Origin of the sequence: Novosphingobium sp. fls2-241-R2A-195, from assembly GCF_030209485.1 — a bacterium.
Lineage (GTDB): Bacteria > Pseudomonadota > Alphaproteobacteria > Sphingomonadales > Sphingomonadaceae > Novosphingobium > Novosphingobium resinovorum.
Window position 1 is genome coordinate 185,844 of the sequence record NZ_JARVRY010000023.1, and the last position, 16,172, is coordinate 202,015.

Below are 16,172 nucleotides of genomic sequence, written 5' to 3' on the forward strand. Positions count from 1 at the left end.
GATAGATGCTGGTCGGGATAAGGGGAAGCGATTTCCTCGGTAGCCTTACGGGCTGGCGCCGATGTATGACCCAGGCCCATGAAGCAGATCGTAATCCTCGGCGCCTTCGCGCTGGTCGGCGCACTCGCGGGGTGCGGCGACAAGGCCCCGGAACAGTCCTCCGTCAGCGCCTCCCCGGCCGCAACGGCATCACCGACCGCTGCGTCAGCCGCCGTGACCGACCCGGCGCCGATGGCTTTCGCCACCTGCCGTTCGTGCCATTCGACTGAGCCGGGCCAAAACGGAATCGGACCGACGCTGCATGGCATCGTCGGATCGAAGGCAGGTGCGGTGGAAGGCTATGCCTTCAGCCCGGCGCTGAAGAACGCGGGGATCACCTGGGATCGCCAGAGCCTTGATACCTGGCTGCAGGGGCCGATGAAGATGGTCCCCGGCACGAAGATGGTGCTGCCCGTCGCCGATGCGCAGAAGCGCAAGGCAATCATCGACTATCTCGAAACGCTGAAGTGACGCCCGACGAAGCTCTTGCCCTTGCAAAAATCCAGCACCATCTGGCTCGCTGCACGCAGGCCGGAGATGCGTGCAAAGCGGACGCTTACGCGGATTGCTTCACGACGGACGGCGTTCTGGAACTGGCGCATGAGACGATCTGCGGGCGCGAGGCGATTCGCGCGTGGATGAGCGGACCATCAGTGATCCCCGCTCCGGCAGACGGCACGCCGGGTTTCGTCAGCCACCATCTGACGACCTGCCACGTCGAATTCACCACCTCCAAAGAAGCGGCTGCGCGGACCTACTGGCTGGTGACGAGCGCCGCCGGGCTCGATCACAACGGCTTCTACCGCGATGACCTGCGCCGCGAAGACGGATGCTGGCGCATCGCCCGTCGCCGCCCGCGCACGCTGTGGATCAGCCCGGCGAGCGTACTCCACCGGCGCTGACCGACCGATTGCCAACGAAAGAGCCCTTGCGCGTATAGTTGCGCAAGGGCCTGTCGGTCGACGTCCAGGGACCGGAACGTCGCGGGGGTACGAGATCAGGTCAGACCTTGCGTCCGGGCGGCGGGGCCTGCTCGGCCGGAGCCTCCGCCTTGGCCGGAATGGCCTGTGAGGGTGCCTTCGCCGCATCGCAGCCATCGGACGCGGCCTGCGTCATCTTCGGCTGTGCGCCCGATCCGTCCGAGCTGTAGGAAACCGAGCGCGTGCAACCGCTGGCATCGGTGCTCGACGAATAATACGTCACATGCGCGCCCTTGGGCATGTCGCCGACCATCGTGAGACCCGGCGTCGCAGCACCGTCCGCGCTCGCCGCCGTCACTTGCTGCTGCATACGGGCCGCCTGCTGCTGCATGAGTGCCGCGCGCTGCATCATGGCGTTCATCTGCGCGTCCATCATCGCGGAGATCTGGTCCATGTGCGCAAAAGGATCGGCCATGACCGGCATGTCCGCCTGCTGCATGACATCGGCGGGCACGAACTGCACCTTGGGCGCAACGTCGCCGGTGTACTGGACGTGGACGACGGTGCCGTCGGGCGCATCGACCTTCATCGTATGCAACTGCGCGCTGGCGGCCTCCGCCACTCCGGCGCCAAGCAGGGCGAGCACGGCAGCGCCGACGAGATATTTCCTGGGGGGCATTCGCATTGGGGATGTTCTCCTTCGTGACTCGACCCTTTGCGGATGCGAAGCTGCCTTCCCGAAGCTGAACGCAGGATTACGGAACCGGAACGCAAAAAGGGCGGCGCCTTGCGGCACCGCCCTTTCCGTTATCTGCCCGGACGAACCAGGAAGAAGATTACTTGAGCTCGACGGTGCCGCCGGCTTCTTCGATCTTCTTCTTGATTTCTTCGGCTTCAGCCTTGGTCGCGCCTTCCTTGACGGCCTTGGGAGCGCCTTCGACGAGAGCCTTGGCTTCAGCCAGGCCCAGACCGGTGATCGCGCGGACTTCCTTGATGACGTTGATCTTCTTGCCACCGTCGCCGGTGAGGATCACGTCGAATTCGGTCTTCTCTTCAACGGCTTCGGCAGCGGCGCCACCAGCAGCCGGGGCAACTGCGACAGCAGCAGCGGCGCTGACGCCCCATGCTTCTTCGAGAGCCTTGGCGAGGTCGGCGGCTTCCAGAACGGTGAGCTGCGACAGTTCTTCAACAAGCTTGGCGATATCGGCCATGATTATAACTCCTGATCTGTGGTCCACCGTGGGCCTCATGCCCGGCGGCGGAATAAATCGTAAGAAACGTTCTGCTTAAGCTTGGCCTTACGCGATTTCCGAGTCGCCGGGCGGGCCCGGCTGGAAATCGCTTGGGGCGAGCGCTCAGGCAGCCTTGTCGGCGTAGGCAGCGAAAACGCGAGCCAGCTTGGCCGCCGGAGCGGTCTGCAGCTGGGCGATCTTCGTCGCCGGAGCCTGAACGAGGCCGATGAGCTTGGCGCGCAGTTCGTCGAGCGAGGGCATCGAGGCGAGAGCCTTGACACCTTCGGGGGTCAGAACCTGCGAACCCATCGCGCCGCCGACGATCTCGATCTTGTCGGTCGTCTTGGCGAATTCAACGACGGCCTTGGCGGCTGCAACGGGGTCCACCGAAGAGGAGATACCCGTGGGGCCGGTCAGGAAGTCGCCGATACCGACGTAGTCGGTGTCCGCGATGGCAAGCTTGGCAAGACGGTTCTTCGCAACCTTGTAGGTCGCGCCCGCATCACGCATCTTTCCGCGCAGGGCAGTGGACTGGGCCACCGACATGCCGAGGTTGCGGGTGACTACCACCGCGCCGGCCTCTGCGAAAACCGCGTTGAGCGAGGCGACCGATTCGGCTTTCTGCGAACGATCCATGCCATACTCCTTCACAATGGCCACGAAAGGCGAACCCCTCGTAGCCGGCTACGTATTGTCCGGGGCGCTTGCAGCACCTCGGGCGAGTCCGTCGAAGGGGAAGGAGTTCTCGTGCATGACCTTTGGTCGAAACACGATATTGACACCACGCTTGAAGGAGTGGGGCCGGGTGATTTCCTTGTCCCCGTCTAGGCTGCGAATTAAGAGGGGAACCCTCAGCAGCGGTCTCGGACGGATGACAGACGGGAATCACCCCATCAGTCGGAGCGGGCCAATGGCGGATTGGCGGTTCTGAGTCAAGGCCGGACGGTCAGGATTGGCGGCATTGTACCTGGCTGCGGGCGACGACGGCGAGGATGGTGATGAGCGCCATCGCGGGCAGCGCCCCGTGCCCGAGGTGCCCCGCCGCGATCGCCGCAGCCGCGAAGGCGAGCAAGCCGTGACGCCAAGGTCCCGTCAACACCAGCCGGTCGCGCACGAACCACAGCGCCACCATGTAGACCGCCAACGGTACTGCGACGGCAAGGTTGCTCGCCAGCATGGGGGCGTGGTGGCCCTGCCCTGCGGCATTGTCGATGGCGACCGCAAAGCCCGCCCCAGTTGCGGCGCCGCCTGCGTATATCAGCGCATGAGCGTAGCTCCAGTTGAACGAACTGGAAAAGCGCTCCTGATCGAGCGGGCCTTCCTGCGAGAAATAGAGCCACCACATCGCGAACGTGATCGCCAAGGCCGACAGGGCGAGGACGATGAGTTCGGCGGGATGCCCTCCCGGAGCATCCGCGTATGTGAAGGCCGCCGCGCTGGAAAGGAGCACCTCGCCCAGCACGATGATGACGAACAGCCCATGCCGCTCGGCAACGTGGTGGTGGTGCCAGGGCGTCTTGCCGCGCGCTTCGGCGATGACGGGAACGGCCATCTCCATCAGCGCCCCTAGCGCGAACAGCCCCGCCACCGCGCCGAACTCGCCCGGGCGCAGCACCAGCAGCGCGAGCGTCCAGTACAGCTGCGTCACCGCGATCCCGAACGCATAGCTCACCGCCGTTGCCCGGTGACGCGGGTCGGAGCGCGCGGCGATCAGCCAGAATGCCACCATCGCCGCGCGCATGACGATGTAGCCGACGATCACCAGCGTCAGGCTGCCGCCCGCGAAGACGCGTGGAACCCCGGCCGCCACGGCCAGTGCCCCCGCCATGATGACGCAAGTAATGAGGCGATAGACCGGCCCGTCGCTGTCGTAGGCCGAGGCGAACCAAGTGAAATTCATCCAGGCCCACCACGTCGCGAAGAAGGTCATCGCAAACGTCGTCAAGCCCATCGCCGCGTGGCCTGCAGCCACCGCATGGTGCAGCCCCTCGGCGGCGCTGGCCACGGCGATGACAATGACGAGGTCGAACAGCAGTTCGAGCGGCGTGGAGACGCGGTGCGCCTCGTGCGGGTCGCGGGCGCCGAAAGGGCGCCAGCTACGGGTCTTGGTCATCTGTGCGGCGGGGCCCCTGCTGTTTGGTCGATGACCTTAGAGGCGAGACCACCGGGGCGGCAAGGCCCGCCGTGGCCCCGGGTTCAGGGCGCATCGTAGCCCAGCAGATCGCCCGGCTGGCAGCCGAGTTCGCGGCAGATCGCCTCCAGCGTGGAGAAGCGGATCGCCTTGGCTTTGCCGGTCTTGAGGATCGAGAGGTTGGCGAGGGTGATGCCGATCCGCTCGGCCAGTTCGGTCAGCGTCATCCGGCGGGCGTGGAGCAGGTCGTCGAGCTTGACCACGATGTTCGTGCCTTCCGTTTCGTCGCCCATCACACCATCCCTTCGAGGTCGGCACGCATCTGGGCGCCCTTGCGGAAGACGCGGGCGAGAATGAACAGGATCAGCATGAGCAGCAGGCCGTTGCCGTCGACGCCGCCGATCACTTCCAGGTCGGTATGGCCCTGGCCCTTGGTGAGCGCGTTGATCCACGCGCCGATGCCGGACATCGGCAGGCCGACCAACTGCACCGCGAGCGTCAGCCAGGCCATCTGCGTGAGGCGCGAGGCGTTGTCGGGCACGAAGGGATCGCCTTCGCCAACCGTATCGACGATGCGCTTGAGGAGCTGGAACAGGCGCAGCAGCAAGGCGCAGAGCAGTGCCGCCAGCAGCAGGATGCCCGCGATTGCCCAGAGGAACGGTCCAGTCGGCACGCCCTCCAGATGCTCTGCCAGCGCGGTGCTTGCGGGTCCGTGGAAGATCGCCAGCAGAGGCGCCGCCAGCAGGCTCGCGCCCATGCCGAGCGCCAAGACCGCCATGAGGAACCATAGAACGCCCTTGGCGATGGCGAGGAGCGGGTCACGGGTGATCGTGTTCATCGTCTGGTTTCCTTCCCGTCCGGATCACATGAGCGCGGGGACGACCCGCGCTCCGATGACGATCACTTGCCCGTGGGCCGATGCTTCCGCGGGGGCCGTGACGGTGGGGAGCCAGAAGCCTGCCAGGAAGAGCGTGGCAAGGAGCAGCGAGAGCAGAGGCGGTGCCATCCGGGGCGTGTCAGGACGGATCATTGTTCGTTCTCCGATATGCTTGATATCGAAATTCAATAAATCCAATTCTGCATATCGTCAATCAATAATATCGAAAAACGATATGTTGCCGTTGGCGCGCAAAAAAGGGGCGGCTCCGGTCTGGAGCCGCCCCCGTTGGGGCTCGACCATGTCGCCGGGCGTGACAACCGGCGGGCCGGGCCGGTCAGGCGTCGGTAAGCTCCCGGTTGGTTGCAGGGGTGGAGGCCCCGGGAGTCTTGATCGACGGCCTGTAGGTGCGGAAGTCGAAGCGGTTTCCAGCCTTGCCCTCGGCTTCCAGGCTCTCGCGATGCTGCAACTGAAGACGCGCGCGGCGCAGGCGGCCCTTGCGCGAGGTGAACGGGTTCCCCTCGTCAGGCTCGGCGGCGGCCATGGCGTCGAGCAGTTCGTAGCGCTCCTCTGCCGTCTGCGGCAGCGGCGAGGCTGCAAGGATCGCCGTGGCCGAATTGCCCGCGATCACGCGATCACGCTGCACCGGAGCGGGTTCGGCAACGATGGGCTCGGCGACTGCAGGCTTCACCGCTTCGACCGCCGGCGCGGGGGCGGGAACCGGTTCGAGCGCGCCCACCGGCTCAAGCGGCTCGGGCACATTCTCAACCTCCTCGTAGATAGGATCGGAGCGACGGCGGCGCATCGCGGCGATGCCCACGCCCGCCACGCCAAGCGCGGCAAGAATGCCGGCGACTTCGGCCACCGGGAAGCCATCGCCGTCGGTAGTCGGCGACGCTGGCTGGGCGGCAGGCGGCGGAACTTCAGCGCGCGCGGGAGCCGGAGATGCAGGCGGAACGGAACCTTGAGCCAGCGTGCCATCGCCTGCAGTGCCGTTATCCTGAGCGGTCGGGACAGTTGGCTGCACCGGCGCGGCACGTTCGGCGCGCGGGGCGGCGGAAGCGCGGTTCGTGCTGCGCGTCTGCGCCGCCGCGCTCGACGGTTCGGCTGCCGCCTCATCGGGAGCGGCGGGCGGCGGCACGTCCGGCAAGACGACAGTCTGCTGCTGGGGCGGCGTCACCGAGGTCGGTGCCGTACCCGCCGTGGTCGCCGTGTCGGTGGGCACATTGAGCGGCGCGGACGCTTCGGGCGGCAGCGCGACGGTGGGCGCCGTCGCCGGTGCGCTGGCTGGCGGCGTGGCAGTAGCCTCCTGCGGCAGCGACAGAGAAGGCGTCGTCACGGGGGCCTGCACTTCCTGCGCAGCGGCGGGGATTGCGGAAAGCGCGAGGACAGCGGCGATCGCGGTCAGTGCGCTGGGCGAGCGGGGGACGGCAAAGTGTATCATACCAGAAACAATGCGCGCCCTGTGCAAAAGTCCTTTCGCAAGTGCGGAATACGGGACGGGCCGACCCGTACCCTGCGATGAGTTGAAGCTATCGGCGAGAACACGGTTTTTTGCGGATTTACGCCAGATTAATGGCATTCGTCCTCTCACGCCGTTTGACACCCCGCACCCCGGCTCCTATAGGACGGCCTCGCTCGATCGCTTCGAGCAAGGCATGTCCATGCGCGGGGACATGCCCGGGAAGGAGGCGATCGGGATTTCATCCGACGTGGAAGGCTGCAGGCCGCATGGAGACCCGAACCCCGGGAATCCGCGTGCCAAGCGGCCTTTCTTGCGTTCCGGATGGTCTGCTTGCGGGCAGGCGACGTCACTCGCGACGACGATTTTTTACGAAGGCCGTGTCCCTTGCGACTCGGTCCTCACACGAAGAGGCAAAGACCAGCTCATGGCCACCAAGCCCATCGACACCACGCCGCTGGTGCGCACTGCGAAGAAGCGCATCCGCAAGATCTTCGGCGACATCCACGAAGTCGTCCAGATGCCCAACCTGATCGAAGTCCAGCGCGAGAGCTACGAGCAGTTCCTGCGCTCCGACCCGTCGGTCGGGTATGTCTCGGGCCTCGAGAAGACCCTGCGCTCGGTGTTCCCGATCCGCGACTTCGCGGGCACCAGCGAGCTGGACTTCGTCCACTACGAGCTGGAAGATCCCAAGTACGACGTGACCGAGTGCCGCCAGCGCGGCATCACCTACGCCGCGCCGATGAAGGTCACGCTGCGCCTCATCGTGTTCGAGGTCGACGCCGAGACCGAGACCCGCTCGGTCCTCGATATCAAGGAGCAGGACGTCTACATGGGCGACATGCCCCTGATGACGGAGAACGGCACCTTCTTCATCAACGGCACCGAGCGCGTCATCGTCTCGCAGATGCACCGTTCGCCGGGCGTCCTGTTCGACCATGACCGCGGCAAGACCCACGCTTCGGGCAAGTTCCTCTTCGCCGCCCGCGTGATCCCGTACCGCGGTTCGTGGCTCGACTTCGAGTTCGACGCCAAGGACATCGTCAACGTCCGCATCGACCGCAAGCGCAAGCTGCCCGTCACCTCGCTGCTCTACGCACTGGGTCTCGACGGCGAGCAAGTGCTGAACCACTTCTACGCCACCATGTCGTGGAAGCGCGGCTCGGGCGGGTGGCAGCTGCCCTACACTCCCGAGGCATGGCGCGGCGCGAAGCCGACCTTCGACATCGTCGATGCGAAGTCGGGCGAAGTCGTGTTCGCCGCCGGCACCAAGATCTCCCCGCGCGCCGCCAACAAGGCGCAGAAGGACGGTCTGGAAGAGCTGCTGCTGCCGACCGAGGAAATCTTTGGCCGCTATTCCGCCAAGGACCTGATCGACGAGTCGACCGGCCGCATCTACATCGAAGCCGGTGACGAAGTGACGCCGGAAAACCTCGACGCGCTCGACGCGGCGGGCTTCGACCAGATCGACCTGCTCGACATCGACGAAGTCAATACCGGTCCCTGGATCCGCAACACGATGAAGGCCGACAAGGCCGAGAATCGCGATATGGGTCTGGAAGCGATCTACAAGGTCATGCGTCCGGGCGAGCCGCCGACGAAGGAAACCGCCGAAGCCCTCTTCGACGGCCTGTTCTTCGACGCCGACCGCTACGACCTCTCGGCCGTTGGCCGCGTGAAGATGAACATGCGCCTCGGCCTCGATGCCGAGGACACCGTCACCACCCTGCGCGTCGAGGACATCCTCGCCGTGGTGAAGGAGCTTGTCGGCCTGAAGGACGGCAAGGGCGAGATCGACGACATCGACAACCTCGGCAACCGCCGCGTGCGTTCGGTGGGCGAGCTGCTGGAAAACCAGTACCGCGTCGGCCTGCTGCGCATGGAGCGCGCCGTCAAGGAGCGCATGTCGTCGGTGGACGTGTCGACGGTCATGCCGAACGACCTCATCAACGCCAAGCCCGCCGTGGCCGCCGTACGCGAGTTCTTCGGTTCCTCGCAGCTCTCGCAGTTCATGGACCAGACCAACCCGCTTTCGGAAGTCACCCACAAGCGCCGTGTTTCGGCCTTGGGCCCGGGCGGTCTGACCCGTGAGCGCGCCGGCTTCGAAGTCCGCGACGTTCACCCGACCCACTACGGCCGCATCTGCCCGATCGAAACGCCGGAAGGCCCGAACATCGGTCTGATCAACTCGCTGTCGACCTTCGCGCGCGTCAACAAGTACGGCTTCATCGAGACGCCGTACCGCAAGGTGCTCGACGGCAAGGTGACCAAGGACGTCGTCTACCTCTCGGCGATGGAAGAGCAGAAGCACACCGTCGCGCAGGCTTCGGCCGAACTGACCGGTGACGGCTCGTTCGTCGAGGAACTCGTCTCGGCTCGCCAGAACGGCGAATTCGTGATGAGCCCGCGCGACCAGATCACGCTGATGGACGTTTCGCCCAAGCAGCTTGTTTCGGTCGCCGCCTCGCTCATTCCGTTCCTGGAAAACGACGACGCCAACCGCGCTCTCATGGGCTCGAACATGCAGCGTCAGGCCGTGCCGCTCGTGAAGGCCGATGCGCCTTACGTCGGCACCGGCATGGAAGAGACCGTCGCCCGTGACTCGGGCGCCGCGATCTCGGCCCTACGTGCAGGCATCGTTGACCAGGTCGATGCGACCCGTATCGTCATCCGCGTCTCGGGCGACATCGAAGCCGGCAAGTCGGGCGTCGACATCTACCGCCTGCAGAAGTTCGAGCGTTCCAACCAGTCGACCTGCATCAACCAGCGCCCGCTGGTGAAGGTGGGCGAGCTGGTCGAGACCGGCACGATCATCGCCGACGGCCCGTCGACCGAGTTCGGCGAGCTGGCGCTGGGCCGCAACGTGCTCGTTGCGTTCATGCCCTGGAACGGCTACAACTACGAGGACTCCATCCTCATCTCCGAGCGTATCGTGAAGGACGACGTGTTCACGTCGATCCACATCGACGAGTTCGAAGTGATGGCCCGCGACACCAAGCTGGGTCCGGAAGACATCACCCGCGATATCCCGAACGTCGGCGAGGAAGCCCTGCGCAACCTCGACGAAGCGGGCATCGTCTACGTGGGCGCCGAAGTGCATCCCGGTGACATCCTCGTCGGCAAGATCACCCCGAAGGGCGAAAGCCCGATGACGCCGGAAGAAAAGCTCCTGCGCGCCATCTTCGGTGAAAAGGCTTCGGACGTGCGTGACACCTCGCTGCGTCTGCCGCCCGGCGTTTCGGGCACCATCGTCGACGTGCGCGTCTTTAACCGCCACGGCATCGAGGTCGACGACCGTACCCGCGCGATCCAAAACGAGGAAATCGAACGCCTCGCGAAGGACCGCGAGGACGAGCGTGCGATCCTCAACCGCGCCACCTACAACCGTCTGAAGGACATGCTCCTCGGCCAGGTCGCCACTTCGGCGCCCAAGGGCCTCAAGAAGGGCGTGGACATCACCGACGAGGTGCTGGCCGAAGTCGAGCGTCACGAGTGGTGGAAGTTCGGCGTTGCCGACGACCACGTCCAGTCGCAGCTCGAAGCGGTCAAGACCCAGTACGACCTCACCGTCAAGGCGATCCAGGAGAAGTTCGAGGACCGCAAGGAAAAGCTGGAGCGCGGCGACGAGCTGGCTCCGGGCGTCCTGAAGATGGTCAAGGTCTTCGTCGCGGTGAAGCGCAAGCTGCAGCCGGGCGACAAGATGGCCGGCCGTCACGGCAACAAGGGTATCATCAGCCGCATCCTGCCGCTGGAAGACATGCCCTTCCTCGAAGACGGCACCCCCGTCGACTTCGTCATGAACCCGCTGGGTGTGCCTTCGCGCATGAACGTGGGCCAGATCTTCGAGACGCACCTTGGCTGGGCCGCACGCGGTCTGGGCAAGCGCATCGGCGATGCTCTGGACGCATGGCGCGTGGCTAACCCCAACCCGGTCGCAGGGCAGCCGCCCGAGGCCGTCCGTGAACTGCTGACCGAAATCTACGGCGACAACTACGCAGAAGACATCGCGACGCGCACGGACGACCAGATCGTCGAGTTCGCCGACTCCGTCCGCAAGGGCGTGCCGATGGGCTCGCCGGTGTTCGACGGTGCGGTCGAGAAGGACGTCACCGACATGCTCCGTCTCGCCGGGCTGGACGAGTCCGGCCAGGTGGACCTGTTCGACGGCCGCACCGGCGACCGCTTCGACCGCAAGGTCACCGTGGGCATGAAGTACGTGCTCAAGCTGCACCACCTTGTCGACGACAAGATCCACGCCCGTTCGATCGGTCCCTACTCGCTCGTCACCCAGCAGCCGCTGGGCGGTAAGGCGCAGTTCGGCGGCCAGCGCTTCGGTGAGATGGAGGTCTGGGCTCTCCAGGCCTACGGCGCCGCATATACCCTGCAGGAAATGCTGACGGTGAAGTCCGACGACGTTGTCGGCCGCACCAAGGTTTACGAAGCGATCGTCAAGGGCGACGACACCTTCGAGGCCGGCATTCCCGAGAGCTTCAACGTTCTCGTCAAGGAAATGCGCTCGCTGGGTCTCAACGTCGAGCTGACCAGCCACGACGATGCCGAAGACGACGACGGCGTCGCCCTGGCGGCGGAGTAAGGATTTCGGGCGGGGCTTCGGCCTCGCCCCTACCCTCTCCCGCCCAGACAAGATTTCACCCTCTAGAGGGATAAAACTATGAACGACCTGACCAAGTTCACGAACCAGATGGCGAAGCCCGAGACGTTCGACCAGATCCAGATCGGACTGGCGAGCCCCGAGCGCATCCGCTCCTGGTCTTTCGGCGAGATCAAGAAGCCGGAAACCATCAACTACCGCACGTTCAAGCCCGAGCGTGACGGCCTGTTCTGCGCCCGCATCTTCGGTCCCGTGAAGGACTACGAGTGCCTGTGCGGCAAGTACAAGCGCATGAAGTACAAGGGCGTCGTCTGCGAAAAGTGCGGCGTCGAAGTCACCGTAACCAAGGTGCGCCGCGAGCGCATGGGCCACATCGAGCTGGCCGCCCCGGTCGCGCACATCTGGTTCCTCAAGTCGCTGCCTTCGCGCATCGGCCTGCTGCTCGACATGCAGCTCAAGCTGCTTGAGCGCGTCCTGTACTTCGAAAGCTACATCGTCATCGAGCCGGGCCTGACCCCGCTCGAGAAGTACCAGCTCCTGACCGAAGACGAGATGCTCGATGCCCAGGACGAGTATGGCGAAGACGCCTTCTCGGCCGGCATCGGCGCCGAGGCCGTTAAGCACATGCTGATGAACCTCGACCTCGAGCAGGAGCGCGCGGATCTGCTGCAGGAGCTTGAGACGACCAAGTCGGAACTCAAGCCCAAGAAGATCATCAAGCGCCTCAAGGTCGTGGAATCGTTCATCGATTCGGGCAACCGTCCAGAGTGGATGATCCTCGACGTCGTGCCGGTCATCCCGCCCGAACTGCGCCCGCTGGTGCCGCTGGACGGTGGCCGCTTCGCGACCTCGGACCTCAACGATCTGTATCGCCGCGTCATCAACCGCAACAACCGTCTGAAGCGCCTGATCGAACTGCGCGCACCGGACATCATCGTGCGCAACGAAAAGCGCATGCTGCAGGAAGCGGTCGACGCCCTGTTCGACAACGGCCGCCGCGGCCGCGTGATCACCGGCGCCAACAAGCGTCCGCTGAAGTCGCTGTCCGACATGCTCAAGGGCAAGCAGGGCCGCTTCCGTCAGAACCTGCTCGGCAAGCGCGTCGACTACTCGGGCCGTTCGGTCATCGTGACCGGGCCGGAACTCAAGCTGCACCAGTGCGGCCTGCCCAAGAAGATGGCGCTCGAGCTGTTCAAGCCGTTCATCTACGCCCGTCTGGACGCCAAGGGTCTGTCGATGACCCTGAAGCAGGCCAAGAAGTGGGTCGAGAAGGAGCGCAAGGAAGTCTGGGACATCCTCGACGAAGTCATTCGCGAGCACCCGGTCATGCTGAACCGCGCGCCGACGCTCCACCGTCTGGGCATCCAGGCGTTCGAGCCGGTCCTCATCGAAGGCAAGGCGATCCAGCTGCACCCGCTCGTCTGCTCGGCCTTCAACGCCGACTTCGACGGTGACCAGATGGCCGTCCACGTGCCGCTCTCGCTGGAAGCCCAGCTCGAAGCGCGCGTGCTGATGATGTCGACCAACAACATCCTCTCGCCCGCCAACGGCAAGCCGATCATCGTGCCTTCGCAGGACATGATTCTCGGCCTGTACTACCTGTCGCTCGACCGCGACGGCGAGCCGGGCGAAGGCATGAAGTTTGCCGATATGGCTGAAGTGCACCAAGCGCTGCACATCGGTGCCGTGACCCTGCACTCGAAGATCGAGGCCCGCGTGCCGCAGACCGACGAGAACGGTCAGCAGTACATGAAGCGCTTCCAGACCACGCCGGGCCGCATGCTCCTGGGTGAATGCCTGCCGAAGTCGCACACGGTGCCCTTCGACGTCGTCAACCGCCTTCTCACCAAGAAGGAAATCGGGGACGTCATCGATCAGGTCTACCGTCACACCGGCCAGAAGGACACGGTTCTGTTCGCCGACGCGATCATGTCGCTCGGCTTCCGCAACGCGTTCAAGGCGGGCATCTCCTTCGGCAAGGATGACATGATCATCCCGGACTCGAAGGTGGCGCTGGTGGCCGAGACCAAGGAACTGGTTGCCGACTACGAGCAGCAGTACCAGGACGGTCTCATCACCCAGCAGGAGAAGTACAACAAGGTGATCGACGCCTGGAGCCGCTGCGGCGACCAGGTGGCGAACGCCATGATGGACGAGATCAAGGCCCAGCCGATCGACCCGGAAACCGGCCGCATGGCACAGATCAACTCGATCTACATGATGAGCCACTCGGGTGCGCGTGGTAGCCCGGCGCAGATGAAGCAGCTTGCCGGTATGCGCGGCCTCATGGCCAAGCCGTCGGGCGAGATCATCGAAACGCCGATCATCTCGAACTTCAAGGAAGGTCTGACCGTTCTTGAATACTTCAACTCGACCCACGGTGCTCGTAAGGGCCTCGCGGACACGGCGCTCAAGACGGCGAACTCGGGTTACCTGACCCGCCGTCTGGTCGACGTTTCGCAGGACTGCGTTGTCGTCGTCGATGACTGCGGCACCGAGCGCGCGCTGGAAATGCGTTCGATCGTGCAGGGCGGTTCGGTGATCGCCTCGCTTGCCGAGCGTATCCTGGGCCGTACCCTGGCCGAGGACATCGTCGACAAGGAAGGCAACGTCATCGCGACCAAGGGCCAGCTCCTCGACGAAGCCGCCGTGGCTGCCATCGAAGTGACCGGCCTGCAGTCGGCGCGCATCCGCTCGCCGCTGATCTGCGAAGCGACGCAGGGTGTCTGCGGCACCTGCTACGGGCGCGACCTCGCTCGCGGTACGCCGGTGAACATCGGTGAAGCCGTCGGCGTCATCGCGGCGCAGTCGATCGGTGAGCCGGGCACGCAGCTGACCATGCGTACCTTCCACATCGGCGGTGCGGCGCAGCTGAACGAAACCTCGCACCTCGAAGCGATCAGCGCGGGCCATGTCGAATATCGCGACATCCCGACGATCGTGGACAAGCGCGGCCGCATGCTGTCGCTGGCCCGTAACGGCGAGATCGTGCTGTTCGACACCGAAGGCCGTGAACGCGCACTGCACCGCGTGCCTTACGGTACGGTGCTGCTGCACAAGAACGGCGCCAAGGTCGAGCAGGGCGAACGCCTGGCCGAGTGGGATCCGTTCACCCTGCCGATCATCACCGAGACGTCGGGTATCATCAAGTATCAGGACCTGATCGACACCCGCACGCTGACCGAGCACGTCGATGACGCCACCGGCATGACCAGCCGCGTCGTCACCGAGGACCGTTCGACCGCCCGCGCCAAGAAGAAGGAAGATCTGCGTCCGCGCATCACCCTTCTCGACGATGCGAGCGGCGAATCGGCCCGCTACATGATGGCGCCGGGCACCACGCTCTCGGTCGAGGACGGCCAGACGGTCGAAGCGGGCGACATCATCGCCCGTGCCAGCCGCGAAGCCGCCAAGACCCGCGACATCACCGGTGGTCTGCCGCGCGTCGCCGAACTGTTCGAGGCCCGCAAGCCGAAGGACAACGCGGTCATCGCCAAGGTCTCCGGCCGCATCGAGTTCGTCCGCGACTACAAGGCCAAGCGCAAGATCGCGATCATCCCGGAAGAGGGTGAACCGGTGGAGTACCTGATCCCGAAGTCGAAGGTCGTCGACGTTCAGGAAGGTGACTGGGTCAAGAAGGGCGACAACCTGGTTTCGGGCTCGCCCGATCCGCACGACATCCTGGAAGTCCTCGGCGTGGAAGCGCTGGCGGAATACCTGGTTGCGGAAATCCAGGAAGTCTACCGACTGCAGGGCGTGAAGATCAACGACAAGCACATCGAGGTGATCGTTCGCCAGATGCTGCAGAAGGTCGAGATCACCGACGGGGGCGACACCACGCTGCTGGCGGCCGAGCAGGTCGACTACGAAGAAATGGCCGAGATCAACAGCAAGCTTCCCGAGGGCAAGCGCCCTGCAGTGGGCAAGCCGGTGCTGCTGGGCATCACCAAGGCCTCGTTGCAGACCCGCTCGTTCATCTCGGCGGCGTCGTTCCAGGAAACTACCCGCGTGCTGACGCAGGCGGCGGTCGAGGGTAAGAAGGACTCGCTGATCGGTCTCAAGGAGAACGTCATCGTCGGCCGTCTGATCCCGGCCGGTACGGGTGCGGGCATGAACCGCGTTCGCGTGGCGGCCTCCAGCCGTGACGCAGCGCTCCGCGCGGCCACCCGCCGCGTGCAGGAAGCCATGATCCTCGCCAACACCGCCGAGGAAGAGCACAAGGCCGAACTGCTGCGCAACGCGGCGGACGACCTGGGCGACAGCCCGCTCGCGGCAGTCGAGGGCGAAACCCACGGCACCGACGCCGATGCCGGCGATTACCTGATCAAGGGCGACGAGGCCGAATAAGCCTCTCCCCTAAGGGCAAATTGAAGAGCCCCGCTGGAGCGATCCGGCGGGGCTTTTTGCATTCGGGATAGGACGGGACGGGAGAATTTCGCCTCCGCCCCTAGTCATCCCCGCGAAGGCGGGGACCCATCCGATGACCGTGCAACGGGCGCCGTCAGGAAATGGGTTCCCGCCGTCGACGGTATGACGACGATACAATTGAAGTCGATCACGCTCCAGTCGATCGCCCAAATACTCGTTGCATGAATGTCACACATCTGTCGCCATCGACGAGTTGAGCGGAACCCCCCGTGCACCCTCGAGTTTCCCCTCCTGAGATGATCGAAGGTAGCTAAGACACACGAACTGTTGTTGATCAGGTACATGGACCTTACCCGCCACGGCGGTGGCGCAGCGCAATAGCTGCCGGTCCATCCCGTCACCCTCACGCGAACAGACCTCGTTACCCCCGCACGGCGGTGTCGTTTGCCGTGTTCCTGCACGGACATGGCAGCGATGCCGCGCCCCTCGATCCCTCGCAAAACTGGCGGCGCCTACCCCCCGGCTGCCATG

Annotated in this window: 12 protein-coding genes; 4 read left to right on the top strand and 8 right to left on the bottom strand. The window is 64.8% G+C overall.

What is annotated here, in order from left to right; translation table 11 throughout:
- The first annotated feature begins 78 nt into the window (after window positions 1-78).
- Complete coding sequence (locus tag QRN25_RS17695) at window positions 79-510, top strand: c-type cytochrome (protein ID WP_285020504.1); 432 nt, start codon at window positions 79-81, stop codon at window positions 508-510.
- Window positions 507-941, top strand: a complete 435-nt coding sequence (locus QRN25_RS17700) for a nuclear transport factor 2 family protein (RefSeq protein WP_285020505.1) — start codon at window positions 507-509, stop codon at window positions 939-941. The genes QRN25_RS17695 and QRN25_RS17700 overlap by 4 nt, the downstream gene beginning before the upstream one ends.
- Window positions 942-1,041: 100 nt before the next feature.
- On the opposite strand, the gene QRN25_RS17705 is transcribed toward QRN25_RS17700, so the two are convergent.
- From QRN25_RS17705 to QRN25_RS17740, 8 genes are all read right to left on the bottom strand, one after another.
- Window positions 1,042-1,644, bottom strand: a complete 603-nt coding sequence (locus tag QRN25_RS17705; protein WP_285020506.1) for a hypothetical protein — start codon at window positions 1,642-1,644, stop codon at window positions 1,042-1,044.
- A 151-nt stretch (window positions 1,645-1,795) separates the two neighbouring features.
- Window positions 1,796-2,170, bottom strand: a complete 375-nt coding sequence (rplL, locus tag QRN25_RS17710) for a 50S ribosomal protein L7/L12 (RefSeq protein ID WP_008829397.1) — start codon at window positions 2,168-2,170, stop codon at window positions 1,796-1,798.
- A 144-nt stretch (window positions 2,171-2,314) separates the two neighbouring features.
- Entirely contained in the window at window positions 2,315-2,827 is a 513-nt protein-coding gene (rplJ, locus tag QRN25_RS17715) for a 50S ribosomal protein L10 (RefSeq protein WP_008829398.1), read from the bottom strand.
- A gap of 310 nt (window positions 2,828-3,137) precedes the next feature.
- Window positions 3,138-4,304: a low temperature requirement protein A gene (locus QRN25_RS17720; RefSeq protein ID WP_285020507.1), complete on the bottom strand. Its 1,167-nt coding sequence runs from the start codon at window positions 4,302-4,304 to the stop codon at window positions 3,138-3,140.
- 83 nt (window positions 4,305-4,387) lie between these two features.
- Complete coding sequence (locus QRN25_RS17725; RefSeq protein ID WP_285020508.1) at window positions 4,388-4,615, bottom strand: helix-turn-helix domain-containing protein; 228 nt, start codon at window positions 4,613-4,615, stop codon at window positions 4,388-4,390.
- Window positions 4,615-5,160 (bottom strand): DUF2975 domain-containing protein, encoded by a 546-nt coding sequence (locus QRN25_RS17730; RefSeq protein ID WP_285020509.1) that lies wholly within the window; start codon window positions 5,158-5,160, stop codon window positions 4,615-4,617. Before QRN25_RS17730 ends, QRN25_RS17725 begins: the two co-directional genes overlap by 1 nt.
- Before the next feature lie 24 nt (window positions 5,161-5,184).
- Window positions 5,185-5,352: a hypothetical protein gene (locus QRN25_RS17735; protein WP_285020510.1), complete on the bottom strand. Its 168-nt coding sequence runs from the start codon at window positions 5,350-5,352 to the stop codon at window positions 5,185-5,187.
- 184 nt (window positions 5,353-5,536) lie between these two features.
- Window positions 5,537-6,643 (bottom strand): hypothetical protein, encoded by a 1,107-nt coding sequence (locus QRN25_RS17740; protein ID WP_285020511.1) that lies wholly within the window; start codon window positions 6,641-6,643, stop codon window positions 5,537-5,539.
- A 445-nt stretch (window positions 6,644-7,088) separates the two neighbouring features.
- Between QRN25_RS17740 and rpoB the strand changes: the two genes are divergently transcribed.
- Window positions 7,089-11,255: a DNA-directed RNA polymerase subunit beta gene (rpoB, locus tag QRN25_RS17745; protein WP_285020512.1), complete on the top strand. Its 4,167-nt coding sequence runs from the start codon at window positions 7,089-7,091 to the stop codon at window positions 11,253-11,255.
- A 78-nt stretch (window positions 11,256-11,333) separates the two neighbouring features.
- Window positions 11,334-15,620: a DNA-directed RNA polymerase subunit beta' gene (gene rpoC / locus QRN25_RS17750; RefSeq protein ID WP_285020513.1), complete on the top strand. Its 4,287-nt coding sequence runs from the start codon at window positions 11,334-11,336 to the stop codon at window positions 15,618-15,620.
- The last annotated feature ends 552 nt before the right edge of the window (window positions 15,621-16,172 follow it).